The organism is Flavobacterium sp. H4147 (assembly GCF_029360735.1).
Classification (GTDB): domain Bacteria; phylum Bacteroidota; class Bacteroidia; order Flavobacteriales; family Flavobacteriaceae; genus Flavobacterium; species Flavobacterium endoglycinae.
The window spans coordinates 619,063-634,634 of record NZ_JARKNB010000002.1 but is presented as its reverse complement, the minus strand read 5'-3'; the positions used below and the strand labels follow the sequence as shown (position 1 = coordinate 634,634).

11 protein-coding genes are annotated in these 15,572 nt (G+C 34.5%); 10 read left to right on the top strand and 1 reads right to left on the bottom strand.

Annotation, left to right across the window (positions count from 1 at the left end; all coding sequences use genetic code 11):
• The first annotated feature begins 58 nt into the window (after window positions 1-58).
• The 4 genes from P2W75_RS10500 (at window position 59) to P2W75_RS10485 (ending at window position 4,088) form a co-directional block, all read left to right on the top strand.
• Complete coding sequence (locus P2W75_RS10500) at window positions 59-733, top strand: response regulator transcription factor (RefSeq protein WP_207296639.1); 675 nt, start codon at window positions 59-61, stop codon at window positions 731-733.
• Window position 734: 1 nt separating this feature from the next.
• Window positions 735-2,132 (top strand): HAMP domain-containing sensor histidine kinase, encoded by a 1,398-nt coding sequence (locus P2W75_RS10495; protein WP_207296638.1) that lies wholly within the window; start codon window positions 735-737, stop codon window positions 2,130-2,132.
• Between the two features lie 83 nt (window positions 2,133-2,215).
• Window positions 2,216-2,938 carry a hypothetical protein gene (locus tag P2W75_RS10490; RefSeq protein WP_207296637.1) on the top strand — a complete coding sequence of 241 codons (723 nt, stop codon included), beginning with the start codon at window positions 2,216-2,218 and terminating at the stop codon, window positions 2,936-2,938.
• Between the two features lie 202 nt (window positions 2,939-3,140).
• Complete coding sequence (locus P2W75_RS10485; RefSeq protein ID WP_306801525.1) at window positions 3,141-4,088, top strand: bestrophin family ion channel; 948 nt, start codon at window positions 3,141-3,143, stop codon at window positions 4,086-4,088.
• A 64-nt stretch (window positions 4,089-4,152) separates the two neighbouring features.
• Here P2W75_RS10485 and P2W75_RS10480 read toward each other — a convergent pair whose 3' ends face one another.
• Window positions 4,153-5,577, bottom strand: coding sequence for a PLP-dependent aminotransferase family protein (locus P2W75_RS10480; RefSeq protein ID WP_207296635.1), 1,425 nt, complete (start codon window positions 5,575-5,577; stop codon window positions 4,153-4,155).
• 96 nt (window positions 5,578-5,673) lie between these two features.
• Here P2W75_RS10480 and P2W75_RS10475 point away from each other — a divergent pair, with 96 nt between their 5' ends.
• The 6 genes from P2W75_RS10475 to P2W75_RS10450 all read left to right on the top strand — a co-directional run bounded on the left by P2W75_RS10475 (window position 5,674) and on the right by P2W75_RS10450 (window position 15,415).
• Window positions 5,674-6,591, top strand: a complete 918-nt coding sequence (locus tag P2W75_RS10475; protein ID WP_207296634.1) for an EamA family transporter — start codon at window positions 5,674-5,676, stop codon at window positions 6,589-6,591.
• Window positions 6,592-6,855: 264 nt separating this feature from the next.
• Window positions 6,856-9,117, top strand: coding sequence for an acyl-CoA dehydrogenase (locus P2W75_RS10470; RefSeq protein ID WP_276380390.1), 2,262 nt, complete (start codon window positions 6,856-6,858; stop codon window positions 9,115-9,117).
• A 179-nt stretch (window positions 9,118-9,296) separates the two neighbouring features.
• A complete protein-coding gene (locus P2W75_RS10465) occupies window positions 9,297-10,940 on the top strand; it encodes a DUF6377 domain-containing protein (RefSeq protein ID WP_276380389.1) in 1,644 nt (547 codons plus the stop codon).
• Between the two features lie 209 nt (window positions 10,941-11,149).
• Window positions 11,150-13,366 (top strand): glycoside hydrolase family 3 C-terminal domain-containing protein, encoded by a 2,217-nt coding sequence (locus P2W75_RS10460; RefSeq protein WP_276380388.1) that lies wholly within the window; start codon window positions 11,150-11,152, stop codon window positions 13,364-13,366.
• Window positions 13,367-13,488: 122 nt separating this feature from the next.
• Window positions 13,489-14,136: a DUF1349 domain-containing protein gene (locus tag P2W75_RS10455; protein ID WP_207296630.1), complete on the top strand. Its 648-nt coding sequence runs from the start codon at window positions 13,489-13,491 to the stop codon at window positions 14,134-14,136.
• Between the two features lie 160 nt (window positions 14,137-14,296).
• A complete protein-coding gene (locus P2W75_RS10450) occupies window positions 14,297-15,415 on the top strand; it encodes an acyltransferase (protein ID WP_276380386.1) in 1,119 nt (372 codons plus the stop codon).
• Window positions 15,416-15,572 lie beyond the last annotated feature (157 nt).

Sequence of the window (15,572 nt, the reverse complement as noted above, 5' to 3'; positions counted from 1 at the left end):
CGAATTAGAATACTATTTTTCGAGTCAATCGTTATTTTTGTTGTATATACAAATTAAAATGAAGTTACTAATAGTCGAAGACGAGCCAAATCTTTTGTCGATTTTACGTAAAGGATTTGCAGAAAATAATAACGAAGTAAGCGTGGCACTCGATGGCAAAACTGCCCTTGAGATGATCCACAATTATAACTTTGATGTTGTCGTTTTAGACGTTATGTTACCAGATATTAACGGAATCGAAATTTGCAGAAGACTTCGCGCCAGCAAGAATTTTGTTCCTATTTTGCTTTTAACCGCTTTAGGAACTTCAGAAAATATTGTAACCGGTCTAAATTCTGGCGCTGATGATTATCTTGTAAAGCCCTTTAAATTTGGCGAACTTGACGCAAGAGTTAATGCCTTACACCGAAGAGCACATCAGGAAACCGATAAAATTGACGTTATCACTATTGGTGATTTAGAAATAAACGGACGTGCCAAAACTGTAAAAAGAGACGGCGAACCTATTATTTTAACGGCAAAAGAGTTCAAATTACTGTATTATCTCGGAAAAAACGCCGGAAGAATTGTTTCAAGAGATCAGATTTTGGATAATGTCTGGGATATTAATTTTGATATGAACACCAATGTGGTCGATGTTTATATCACTTACCTAAGAAAAAAAATAGATAAACCGTATACCACCAAACTTATTCATACCATGAAAGGTTTAGGTTATGTTATAAAACAATAAAATGGATATTAGAAAAAGAATTACTTTCACTTATGTAGCATTATCTACCTTTAGTACCTTGCTATTGAGTGTGATTGTATTCGTTTTATTTAGAGAAAATAACCGTTACCATTTCTTAAAAAGACTCGAAGACCGAGCGAAAATTGTGGCCTCTATTCATTTTCAGAATGATCCTGAAAAAATAAAATACTACAGTAATCTTAAGAAAAACGGACTTGAAGAACTTATCGAGGAAGAAGAATATGTGCTGAAAATCAACAGCGCCAATAGTTTTGATTACAATACAAAACTTAACCTTCCGAATGAATTCTATACCAATATTCTAAAAACTGGAAAGGATTATTTCGAAGTCAACAGCAAATATTATCTGGGTCAGGTTTTTACAGAAAGCAACCAGAAATATATTGTAATTGTTGGTGCCCGAGACCGAAGAGGGAAGACGACAACCGTTTATATTGTAAAAATATTGCTATTTGGAGGAATTGGATTTATACTGCTCGCTTTTTTCTTAGGACGTTTTCTAGCCAAACGTGTGATTAATCCAGTTGCCAGAATTACAAAAGAAGTAAACCGAATCAGTGCTTCAAATCTGCATAACCGACTTCCAGAAGTAAAAAATGCCGATGAAATTTCGGATTTAACCGAGACGTTTAATGATATGCTTGACCGACTTGAAACTTCATTTGAGATTCAGGCCAATTTTATCAATAATGCTTCACACGAGTTAAAAACGCCTATAACCACGATTATTGCCGAAGCTGAAATTATGCTTTTAAAAGAACGTGAAAAAGAAGAATATGTAGAATCTCTTCAGAATATTTACAGCCAAGCATCAAGATTAGGGAATTTGACAGAAAGTTTATTAAAACTGACCCAAACCGGTTATGATGGAAATAAACAAGTTCTCGACATTGCCCGAATTGATGAACTATTATTGGATGTAAAATCAGATTTGGATAAAATTTTTCCTGATAACCGTGTGAGTATCAAATTGAATTTTGCGCCAAACGATTCTAATCTGCTTTTAATTCCATGCAATAAACCACTTTTAGAACTTGCCATCAATAATATTATTACCAATGGCGTAAAATATTCAGATAACAACGAAGTCTTTGTAACACTTTCGGCGAATCAGGAAGCGATTAAGATTTCTATTAATGATATCGGAATTGGGATTCCACCAGAAGATATTCCGCATTTGTACGAACCTTTCTTTAGAGGGAAAATTGCAGCCAAATATATTGGTTATGGTTTGGGACTTCCATTGGCTTCTAAAATAATTCGCATGCACGATGGTGAAATACAAGTTCAATCCGAACAAAATAAAGGAACGATTGTAACCATTATTTTCAAGAAAACCAGTACCAAGAAAGCCAACATTAAAAATTCTAATGTTTAATTTTAGAAAATTCTAATTTTATATTAATACCCTTCTAATAATCAGGTAGTTATTTTGTATGTATAAACTAAAAGATTATACATATGAAAAATTTCCTGATACCTACAACTTTAAAAGATGATACAATTTCTGCCGTAAAATCAGCGATTAATCAATCCAAAGAATCGGACTGCGAAATTGTTTTAATGATGGTTTCTGAAACACCAGATGCTTTTTCGGCTTCTAATTTCCTTCGTGAAATGCGCACAGGACTTACCAAAAGCCAAGAAGAAGTGTTAGAAACCTGCAGATATATGATTAATCATACTAAAAACTGCAGAATTAAAATTCATAATCAATACGGACTTTCATCGCCTATTTTTAGAGGAATAATCGAACACTTCTCTGTAAAATTGGTAATCCTGACGCATTCTTATAAAAAAGAAACCAAGCGCATTCATCAATATTTGGTGCAATTGGCTGGAAATCAAAAATGCCCGATCCTACATTTAGGAAGCGAACATTTCAAAGAACACTTTACAAAAGCACTTTACATCGAGAACAGCAGTGCCAATATGCACGTAAAAGATGTTCAGCAGTTTTTAAATGAGAATTTCTCATACGAAATTGTAAGCCAGACTTCTAAAATTGATGATAATTACGAAACCTTAGCGCCTTATTTATCCGAAGCGATTTCTAAATATGAAATTGACCTTTTAGTAGAAACCCGTAAAGGAGAAAAAATCAAATTCAAAAAAGTTAAAAAAGAAAATATCAATGAAAAACTCGGACTTCCGGTTCTTTCATTGTATGAAGAAATGGCTTAGTCTTTTAGTGAATAGTAAAAAGTAAAAAGTGAATAGTAAAAAGTAAAAAGTGGAAAAGTGAATATACCGCATAGCGATATTCTGTTTTTTGATTTTTTAAGTAAAAAACTAATTACGAATCACTAACAGCTAACAACTAATCACTAACAACTAACAACTAATCACTCAAACAGCAATATTAATTTAATTTAAAACCGATAATATGTTATTAAAGAAAAGAATACCAATGAAGTACGTTCTCGGGAAAATTAAAGTAGAAATAGTACTTGTATTAGCTTATACCTTAGTGTTTGAAATTTTTCATCACTATTTTATCACTCTTCCTGTTGATATTCCAATTGCGATTCCCACTATAATTGGAACCATTATATCGCTATTGTTAGCCTTTAAATCCAATCAGGCTTATGACAGATGGTGGGAAGCCCGAATTGTTTGGGGAGCAGTCGTAAACGATTCAAGAACATTAATTCGTCAGGTATTGACCTTTTATAAAGACCCTGATTTTTCTTTGGAAGCCAGTGAATTCAAAGAAAATTTTGCCAAAAGACAAATTGCATGGTGTTATAGTTTAGGTCAATCTCTTCGAAATAAAAATGCTGTAGAACCTCTATATGGTTTGATGAGTGAAGAAGAAATCAAATACATTAAAAATCATCAAAACGTGCCAAATGCTATTTTAATGCTGCACGCCAGAGATTTACGAAATGCATTAAATGATAAACGCATCAATACTTACCAGCAGGTAGAAATTGACAATACACTATCAAGATTGTGTGATGAAATGGGAAAATGTGAGCGAATTAAAAACACGATTTTTCCAACCACATACAGCATGTATATTCGATTAACATTGTGTCTGTTTATCCTTTTACTGCCTTTTGGATTAACAAGTGTGTTGAGCTGGTTTGCCATTCCGTTGATTACTGCCATTGGAGGTGCTTTCTTTTTGATCGAGAGAATGGCGATTCATTTGCAAGATCCGTTTGAAAACCGACCAACCGATACGCCTGTAACTGCTATAGCAAATACAATAGAGAAAAACATCAAACAAATGCTTAACGAGTATCAAAGTGAGTTTGATATTCTGAAAGAATTTGATTTGAAAGAGGAACCTAAAAAAGTCGAAAAAGATGCCTATTTCGTCTTATAATTGTTAGTTTGGTCTCTTTAATTGTTGGCTGGACAGTAAGTAGTTGTACTGTCCAGTTTTTTATTTATAATTGTTTTTCAGCCAGTTTCCCTAAAGTCTGAATGGACTTTCTTAATTCGTTTGTCCACGGAAGACCAAAACTCAAACGCATACAATTTGAAAATTGATTTTGAAAAGAAAAAATCCTTCCAGGCGCAATACTAATATTGTGTTTCATAGCCAAATGATACAATGAAGCCGTATCGATTTTCTGATCTAATTCAACCCAAAGGAAAAAACCGCCCTGCGGCTGGCTTACCTTTGTTCCTGCCGGAAAAGATTCTAAAACAGTATTGATATAATTATTACAATTTCGATTTAAAATCTGCCGGATTCTTCGGAGATGATTTTCGTAACGTCCGTTTTTCAAAAAATCACCCACAACTTCATGCGTAATAGTAGGAGAGGAGATCGTATGATACAATTTGGTTCTCAAAATCTCTTTTTTAAATTTTCCCGCAGAAACCCATCCCACGCGATATCCCGGAGCCAGCGTTTTAGAAACCGAACTACAGCAAAGTACAATGCCGCTTTCATCATACGTTTTACAATTCGTCGGACGGCTGGTGCCAAAATACAAATCCCCGTGAATATCATCTTCAATTAAAGGCACATTGTAAAATTCCATCAATCGTACAATTTCCTTTTTATGCTCATTTGGCAGCATACTCCCTGATGGATTGCTGAAATTACTCATCAAAACGCAGGCTTTTACTTTGTTAGAAGCCAGCGTTTTTTTAACCGCTTCCAATTCAATTCCTGTGGTCATATTGGTTGGAAGTTCCATCACATATAATCCCAGAGATCGGGCTAATTGAAGAATACCAAAATACACCGGACTTTCGGTAATAATCGTATCTCCCGGTTTGGTTAAAGTCAGCAGACAATCGGAAATTGCAGAAATACAGCCTGGAGTAGTGATAATATCTTCTTCCGTTAAAGAACCGCCCCAAGTAAATGACCAGCGCGCAATTTCTTTTCTAAGATTACTATTTCCTTGAATTTCCTCATAACTCGTACCGCTGTTGGGCAGCTGACGCATAGCTTGAACCATTCCTTTATTCAACTTTGCAATGGGAAGTAATTCATTAGAAGGAAAACCAAGCGAAAGCATTGTAACATCTTTGGCGCGCATATCGCCGTAAACCAAATCAATTAAATCTTCTCTTTCAATGTTTTCAACGCTCAAAACAGGCGAACTCGCAGAAGGTTCTGTAATAATTCGCGCCGAAATATTACTCACATAATAACCAGATTGCGGACGAGATTCTATCAGCGATCTGCTTTCTACCTCATAATAGGCCTTGCTTACAGTACTCATACTGTAACCCGTTTCGGCACATACTTCTCTAATAGAAGGCAGTTTGTCACCAACATTTAAAAGTCCTGATTTTATCTGCTTCTCAATAACATCAGCAAACTGCAAATACAAATAAGTCGAATTCTTCATAAAAAATAAAACTGTTACGCTGCAATTTACAAAAACTGTATCTGTATTGCTATTTTATTTTTTAGAAATTTGTCACATCAAAAAGAGATACAAATCGTGAAAACAACAAAATACTATATAGCCGCTATTGCCGCCTTTACAACTTGGGGATTTTTCAGTCTGGTTTTACGACCAATTCATGATTATGCGTCAATTGATATTTTGTTTTACAGAGTTTTTAGCTGCAGTATTTTAATGCTCTTGATCGCTTTGTTATTCAAAAGAAACAAAATAAAAGAAACAGTAGTTTTGTTCAAATCACTTTCTGCTCCTGAAAAGAAAAAAGCAGTTTTGCTAAACATTGGCGGAAGCTTCTTTTTGATGGCAAACTGGTTTACGTTTATTTATGCTATGAATCACGTAACCGTAAAAGCTGCATCGCTGGCGTATTTGGTCTGCCCGATTTTAACAACTCTATTAGCCTTTTTTATATTAAAAGAAAAATTAGTGAAAACACAATGGCTTGCGGTAAGTCTAAGTATATTGGGTATTCTGCTTTTGTCGTATGCTGATATTATGGATATGTTTTTCGGAATCATTATCGGACTTACATATGCGTGTTATTTGGTGAGCCAGCGTATAAATAAAGGTTTTGATAAATTCATCATGCTGACTTTTCACATTACCTTGTCAGCTTTGGTTTTATTGCCTTTTTATCCAACATACAGCGGACCAGTGCCAACTGAATTCAGGTTTTATTTCTTCATTGAAACGATTGCCATTGTCTTTACTATAATTCCGTTATTTCTCAATTTGTATGCACTTTCAGGAATCAATTCTTCAACTGTGGGCATGTTGTTGAATATCAATCCGATGATTGCTTTTATGCTGGCTGCTTTTTTCTTTAAAGAAAATATAAGTCCGTTACAAATTGCAGCTTATGCATTAGTATTTATTGCCGTGTTAATTTTTAATTCACATCATCTTTTTGCCATAAAGCAAAAATATATCCTGTCGTCTAAAGATTCTCAATAGCTAATCTTGTATTTTTTATTGGTTTAAGGTATAAAATTACGAGAATCTTAACAGGGTTTTAAAACAGGAATGAGTATTTTTCATTCCTGTTTTTTTATTCAGTAAAATGAATAAAGCCACAGATTATACAGATTAAAAGAATTAATTTCTTTGTCTTAAGATTCGCCACGAATTCACGAATTTTTTCAATTTAAAATTTAAAATAATTCGTGAATTCGTGGCGAAAAATCTGTAGCAGATAAAAATTATCCAAATCAAATATTTATGAAAAATACCAAACTTCAAGCCTTTACTCCGTTATTTTATTTAGTGTGGTCAGATGATTTACTGACGCATAAGGAATTTGTCACTCTAAAAGGATTTATCAACTCATTGCCAGCTTTGTCTGATGATGAAAAAGAATTTCTGCTTTCAAAAGTAGATATTGCAAATCCGCCTTCGCGAAATGAACTGACACAATGGAAACAGGATATTGAAAAAAGTATTGCAGATAAATCCTCTATAAAATCCATTTTCGATATTGCAAACGCACTTTCGGGAGATGATTTGGATTTAGGGCCAATTGAAGCCGATTTTAGAAAATTAGAAAATGATCTTGGGATTTTAGGCGAAGAAGCACTTCAGAATTTCAAAACAAAAGCAAGTTCGTTTACAGCCAATTCACAGACTTCTAAGAACTTCGATATAAAAAAAATCACCGAATTTCTGGATGGAAAAGAAGCGCCAATTATTAAAAAAGTAAAATCGGTTATTTCCCGACCAGAATTTGCATATGAAACGTCTACAGATATTAATGTATTTCGTGAAACAGTTTACAAATGGTGTAAAATTCTAGCCGATGAAAATTTGGGAAATATGGCTTATCCTAAAGAATACGGCGGAGGAGGAAATGTAGAAGATTATTTTGCCATTATGGAAACGCTGAGTTACCACGATCTGAGTTTAGTGATTAAATTTGGAGTACAATTTGGACTTTGGGGAATGAGCGTTCAGTCGCTTGGAACCGAAAAACATTATGCAAAATATCTAAAAGATATTGGTTCATTAAAACTTCCGGGTTGTTTTGCCATGACCGAAACTCATCACGGATCGAACGTAAAAGGTCTGGAAACCACGGCGACTTATAATCATAAGGATCAAACGTTTGTCATTCACACGCCAAATAAAAATGCCCAGAAAGAATATATTGGAAACGCTGCAGTTCACGGACAAATGGCAACTGTTTTCGCAAAACTTATTATTGACGGTCATGATTATGGGGTAAATGCCTTTGTAGTGCCGTTACGTGATACTGAAGGAAATGTTCTAAACGGAGTTACGATTGGAGATTGCGGTCATAAAATGGGATTAAACGGTGTTGATAACGGAACCATAAGTTTTAACAAAGTTGTAATTCCAAAAGAAAATATGCTGGATCGTTTTGCTTCAGTAAATGAAAAAGGAGAATTCGAAAGTCCGATTCCGAGTGATAATCGAAGATTTTTCACGATGTTAGGAACTTTGGTGGGAGGAAGAATCGGAATACCGAGATCAGCTTTGGCTGCAGCCAAATCAGGCTTAACAATTGCCATTCGCTACAGTGATCAAAGAAGACAATTCGGACCTGAAGGCGGATCAGAAGTTCCGATTTTAAACTACAGAATGCATCAGCGAAGATTATTGCCACATTTGGCGAAAACCTATGCAGTACATTTTGCGCTTCAATACTTAACCAATAGATTTCTGAACAGAACCGAAGCAGAAATGCAGGAAATCGAAGCTTTGGCAGCCGGAATGAAATCATATTCAACTTGGAGCACAAGAGATATTTTGCAGGAATGCCGTGAAGCGTGCGGAGGAAAAGGATATTTATCTGAAAACCGAATCGACGCCTTGAAAAATGATACTGAAATTTACACCACTTTTGAAGGTGATAATACTGTTTTAATGCAATTGGTAGCAAAAAACCGTTTGTCTGAATTTAGAAAATCATTTGGAGAAATGGGATCTTTAGGCATTATTAACTATGTGTATGAAAATGCTAAAACGGCTCTTGCCGAAAAAAATCCAATTGCAACCAGAAGAACAGAAGACGAACATTTACTGGACAGTGAATTTCACTTGCAGGCATTCGTACATAGAGAAAAAACAATATTAGCTTCTGCTGCCAGACGTATCAAAAAATTAGTTGATGGCGGATTAGAAGCTTATGATGCGTTCAATGTTGTACAGCATCAAATGATTGATGTGGCGCAGGCCTATTTGGAACGTATTGTTTTAGAACAGTTTCAGGAAGCTTTAAAAGCTATTGAAGACGAAAATTCAAAACAAATCCTAACCCGATTATATCAATTATTTGCTCTTTCTCAACTGGAAAAAAATAAAGCTTGGTATTTGGAAGATGGTTATATGGAAGCCGTAAAAACAAAAGCAATCCGAAAAATGGTTAATCAGCTATGTTGGGACATCCGCCCGGATGCGGTTGCTCTTGTAAATGCTTTTGATATTCCCGAAAGCTGTTTAGCGGCGCCAATTGCTAATTGCTAAAAAGTTTTTTTTGCCACGAATTGCACTAATTCTCACTAATTTAAGATTTTAAAAAATTGTGTTCATTGGTGTAATTCGTGGTAAAAAGAAAAACTGAATCCCATCACTATCGGGATAGTAACTTAGAACCACAGAACCTTTTTTATATATTTGCTCAAAAACTATCTATCTTTTTTCCAGTGAAGAACCACCTTTTACTGCTTTGTGCTTTTTTATGCTGCTTTCCAGTTTTTGCATTGGATAGCGAAGATGTTATTTTGGATAAATTAAACAATGCTATTAAAAACAAACAGCATTACGTTAAACTCAAAGAAGAACGTATTTTAAACTTTAAAAAAATAAAATCTGAAACTTTAACCAAAGAGCAGGAGTACAATTACAACAAAACCTTATACTTAGAATATCAGAAATTCAATTCAGATTCGGCGATTCGATATGTAAAAAAAAATATCAATATTGCTGAACAACTTCAGAATAAAGACCTTTTAACTTTGGCTCGGCTGCAATTAGTCACCTTATATTCATCTTCAGGAAAATACCGCGAATCTGAAGCCATTCTGAAAAGCATCAATAAAAAAACACTTTCTGCACAATTACTGCCAACCTATTATATTTCATACAGAGAGTTTTTTGAACATTATGCGGCTAATAGTTACAATGAAGAATACCGCCAGCAAATCATCAAATACAGAGATTCACTGCTTACTATTCTGGACCCTAAGTCTCTAGATTATAAAATAAACCGCATTCAACAGGATATATTCCATAAAAAATTTAATAACACTCAGAAGAAATTACAAGATCTATTGCAAGTTACTCCCGAAGAAAATCCGCAATATGCGATGATTACCTATTTGCTGGGAAAAATTAATGAAGCGACTAATAATCTGGAACTTAGAAAGAAATATTACGCACTTTCGGCCACTTCAGATCTTAAAAATGCCAATAAAGATAATGCCTCATTACAGGAATTAGCGTTGGTTTTTTACGAAATTGGAGATGTTGATATGGCGTATAAGCTTACACAGTCGGCAATTGAAGATGCTTTGTATTGTAATGTGCAGTTTCGAACCCTTTTAATGTCGGAAGTTTATTCGATTATCAATACCGTTTATTTAGAAAAGGAAGCCAAGCGAAAAACCGAATTACAGCTTTATTTGCTGTGTATCAGTTTATTGTCGGTTTTTTTAGTAGCTGCGGTAATTTATGTTTACAAGCAAATGAAAAAGGTTTCAAGAATTCGTGCCGAATTATATGAAACTAGCCAGAAACTAGCTGAATTGAACAAAGACATTACCCAAACGAACGAGCAGCTTCAGGAAACTAATTCACAATTATCTGAATCTAATCATGTTAAAGAAGAATACATTGCGCATTTTTTCAGTCTTTGCTCGACTTACATCAACAAACTAGAGAATTACCGTATCATTTTAAATAAAAAAGCGACGGCAAAACAGTTTGATGAGATTTATAAAATATTAAAATCAACCACTTTAGTAGATAATGAACTCGAAGAACTTTACAAAAACTTCGATATTATCTTTTTGAATTTGTATCCCACTTTTGTAAAAGATTTTAATGCCCTTTTAATTCCCGAAGAGCAGATTGTTTTAAAACAAGGTGAGTTGCTGAATACCGAACTTCGAATTTTTGCCTTAATCCGACTTGGAATTACAGACAGCGTTAAGATAGCGGCATTTCTCCGTTATTCTTTAAGTACAATTTACAATTATAGAACACGAGGTCGAAATAAAGCCGCAGTTTCGCGAAATGATTTCGAAGAAATGGTCATGAAAATAGGTTCTATGGCATTGAAATCCTAGAAAAATATTTTAAAAGCACTACTTTTTTTAGTGCTTTTTTTTATTTATGTAATTGTAAATCAATATTTTAATTTTTTAAATCACTACTTTTTTGCGTTCAAAAATGTAACATGTACGATAACGTTTTAGTTTTACAATATTATAAAAAGGTACTTCTGACCACTAGTACTTTTATCGATATTGAATGCTTAAAATAAATAATAATAGTTATGTTTAAAAACGTTAAAACAATCGTTGTTTTAGTTTTATTAAGTTCATTCGGATTGAATGCACAAAATAAAGTTCCGGTTTATCTTGATGATAAAAAGCCAATTAGTGAGCGTGTAGAGGATGCGCTTAAGCGAATGACAACCGAAGAAAAAATTGCCATGATTCATGCGCAGTCTAAATTTAGTTCTCCGGGTGTAAAACGTCTTGGAATTCCAGAAAACTGGATGACAGATGGTCCTCACGGAATTCGTACTGAAGTAAAATGGGACGAATGGGATCAGGCAGGATGGACAAACGATTCTTGTATTGCTTTCCCAGCTCTTACAGCACTTTCTTCAACTTGGAACAAAGAATTGTCTTCTTTATATGGTAAATCTATTGGTGAAGAAGCGCGTTACCGTAACAAAAACGTACTATTAGGACCTGGTGTAAATATCTACAGAAGCCCATTAAATGGACGTAACTTCGAATATATGGGAGAAGATCCGTTCCTGGCTGCCAAAATGGTAGTTCCTTATATTAAAGGTGTACAATCAAACGGTGTTGCTGCCTGTGTAAAACACTTTGCATTAAACAATCAAGAAACAAACCGTAACTCTGTAAACGTAATCGTAGACGATCGTGCTTTATACGAAATCTATCTTCCGGCTTTTAAAGCAGCGGTTCAAGAAGGTGAAGTTTGGTCAATCATGGGTTCATACAATAAATATAAAGGTCAGCAATGCTGCCACAACGAATATTTGTTGAACGATATTCTTCGTGGAGAATGGGGTTTCAAAGGAGTTGTGGTTTCTGACTGGGGTGGAGTAAACGATACGAAACAAGCTATTCACAATGGTTTGGATATGGAATTTGGTTCTTGGACAAATGGTCTTTCATGGGGAACAAGCAATGCTTATGACAACTATTATTTAGCAAAACCATATTCTGAAATGATTAAAAAAGGAGAAGTTGGAACTAAAGAATTAGATGAAAAAGTACGTCGCATTCTTCGTTTGGCTTTCTTAACTACAATGGACAGAAACCGTCCGTTTGGATCTTTTGGAACAGAAGAACACGCTTTAGCAGGTCGTAAAATTGCAGAAGAAGGAATTGTATTATTACAAAACAACAATAACATTCTGCCAATCAATCTTTCTAAAACGAAAAAGATTGCTGTAATTGGTGAAAATGCTATCAAAATGATGACTGTTGGAGGAGGAAGTTCTTCTTTAAAAGCAAGATACGAAATCACACCTCTTGAAGGATTAAAGAAAAGAATTGGAAATCAAGCTGAAATTGTTTACGCAAGAGGGTATGTAGGAGATCCTACGAGTAACTATAATGGAGTTGTGGCAAAAGTAAGTTTAGAAGAAAAACGTCCACAGGCTGAATTAACTGCAGAAGCTTTAAAAATTGCCAAAGATGCTGATATCGTTCTTTTCATTGGAGGTTTGAACAAAAGTCCAAATCAGGATGACGAAGGTCACGATCGTAAAGAATTAAACCTGCCTTATGGTCAAGATAAATTAATCAGCGAATTAGCAAAGGTTAACAAAAATATTGTCTTTATAAATATCTCTGGAAATGCTGTTGCAATGCCTTGGATTAAAGAAGTTCCAGGAGTTGTTCAAGGATGGTTTTTAGGAACTGAAGCTGGAAACGCTTTAGCAAATGTTTTAGTTGGAGATGTGAATCCTTCTGGAAAATTATCTTTCACTTTCCCAGTAAAATTAAACGATAACGGAGCTCACGCTTTAGGAGAATTTCCAGGTGGAGATGACGTAAAATACAACGAAGGAATTTTTGTTGGATACCGTTGGGCAGACAAAAACAAAATCAAACCATTATTTCCATTTGGTCACGGTTTAAGCTACACGACTTTTGCTTATGGAAAAGTAACGGCTGATAAAAAACAAATAACAGCGGGAGATAAAATTACATTCTCAGTTTCTGTTAAAAATACAGGAAGCCGTGACGGATCAGAAGTTGTTCAGTTGTATATCAGTGATTTAAAATCTTCATTGCCACGTCCGATAAAAGAATTAAAAGGTTTCGAAAAAGTAGCTCTTAAAGCAGGAGAAGAAAAAACAGTAACCTTTACAATCGATAAAACAGCTTTAAGTTTCTTCGATGACAAAAAACACGACTGGGTTGCTGAACCGGGAGCTTTTGAAGCAGTAATCGGAGCATCTTCTGCAGACATAAAATCTAAAGTGGGATTCTCACTTCAATAAATTTCATTATTTCTAAATTTGGTTGGTTGTAAAGCTGCAAGTGTAAAATTTGCAGCTTTGCTTTATCGTGTAATTTAGAAGTAAAATATTTTTAATATCATCAATCTCAAAAAAAACATATCATGAAACGAATACTATTACTGAGTACAATCTTTATTTTATTTCAAAATCTTTCAGCGCAGACATTAAGTAAAATGCAGTGGTTCAATGAACCTGAAAAATGGGAAATTAAAAACAATGCCCTAATTATGAATGTTACGGCAAATAGTGATTACTGGAGAATTTCGCATTATGGTTTTACAGTAGACGATGCTCCGTTTTATTATGCGAATTATGGTGGTGAATTTGAAGCAAAAGTAAAACTAACCGGAAATTATATTGCTCGTTTTGACCAGATGGGTTTAATGATTCGTACAGATGAAAAAAACTACATTAAAACAGGAGTAGAGTTTGTTGACGGAAAATTCAATGTGAGCACAGTTGTAACACATGAAAAAAGCGATTGGAGCGTTACTACTTTAGAAAAAGCACCTCCATTTATCTGGATTAAAGTAGTTAGAAGATTAGATGCTATTGAGGTCTTTTATTCTTTGGATGATAAAAACTACATTTTGACGAGAAATGCACCTTTAGAAGATAATAAACCAGTAATGGTAGGATTAATGGCTGCTTCTCCTGACGGAAAAGGTTTTGAAGCAAAATTCGAAAACTTCACCGTAAAACATTTACCAGACCAAAGAAGATTAGAATGGCTTAAAAATCATCAGTAATTGTTTTAATTAAAAGTTAAAAATTAAAAATTAAAAATTAAAAATTAAAAATTGCTTGACTAACCATCAACAATAAACCATCAACTATCAACAATAAAACATCAACAATAAAACATCAACAATAAAACATCAACCATCAACAATAAACTATCAACCCAAAATGAATATTCAACCTAAAAAACATTACGAGATTCTAGACGGTCTGCGCGGAGTTGCGGCTATTTTAGTAGTGGCGTTTCATATTTTTGAAGCTTTTGGCGGCGGAAACCGTTTTATACAAATTATCAATCACGGATATCTGGCTGTCGATTTCTTTTTTCTTTTATCGGGATTTGTGGTGGCGTATGCCTATGATGACCGCTGGGGAAACATGACACAATGGGAATTCTACAAACGCCGATTGATTCGTTTACAACCAATGGTGATCCTTGGAATGATCATTGGGGCTCTCTTTTACTATTTTCAAGCATCAGACATATTATTCCCTCAGATTGCTGCAATGCCGGTATGGAAAGTAATTTTAACCATGATTATTGGTTTTACTTTACTGCCAATTCCGCCTTCTATGGAAATTAGAGGCTGGGGCGAAATGCATCCTTTAAATGGTCCGGCATGGTCACTTTTTTTCGAATATATTGCAAACATCTTGTACGCCCTGTTTTTCCGTAAATTTTCGAACAAAGTATTATCAGTTTTTGTGCTGATATTTGCCGGACTGTTAATTAACTATACAGTTTTTGGACCCAAAGGAGATGTGATAGGAGGCTGGTCGCTGAACCTAGCGCAAATGAATGTTGGCTTTACCCGATTATTATTTCCCTTTTTTGCTGGAGTTTTATTATCTCGTTTAGGAAAATTGATTCATATAAAAGGCGCATTCTGGGTTTGTAGTATATTAATCACGATTGTTTTGGCACTTCCTAGATTTGGAGATGAAAATACTTTGTGGATGAATGGTCTATACGAATCATTCTGCATTATTCTAGTATTTCCTATTATTGTGGCAATTGGAGCAGGCGGTCAGATTAAAAGCCAATTCTCAAACAAAGTATGTAAACTTTTAGGCGACATTTCGTACCCAATTTACATTACACATTATCCACTTATTTATTGGTTTACGGCTTGGGTTGTAGATAATAAAGTAACTATAAATCAAGGATACGGAGTAGGAATTGGTGTTTTAGTTGCCAGTATTGTTCTTGCTTATTTATGTTTAAAATTATATGACGAACCAGTTCGTAAATGGCTTCAGAATAAATTTCAAAAAAGAGTTAATTAAAGGGACAAAGAGGCAAAGGAACAAAGATTCACAGGTAACCTCTGCAACTCTGAACCTTAATAAAAATATTGAATTTCTAATTTTGTTAGTTATAGATATTCAAAAAAAAGGGATAAACAATTAAGTTTATCCCTTTACTTTTTAAAGCCCATGTAGA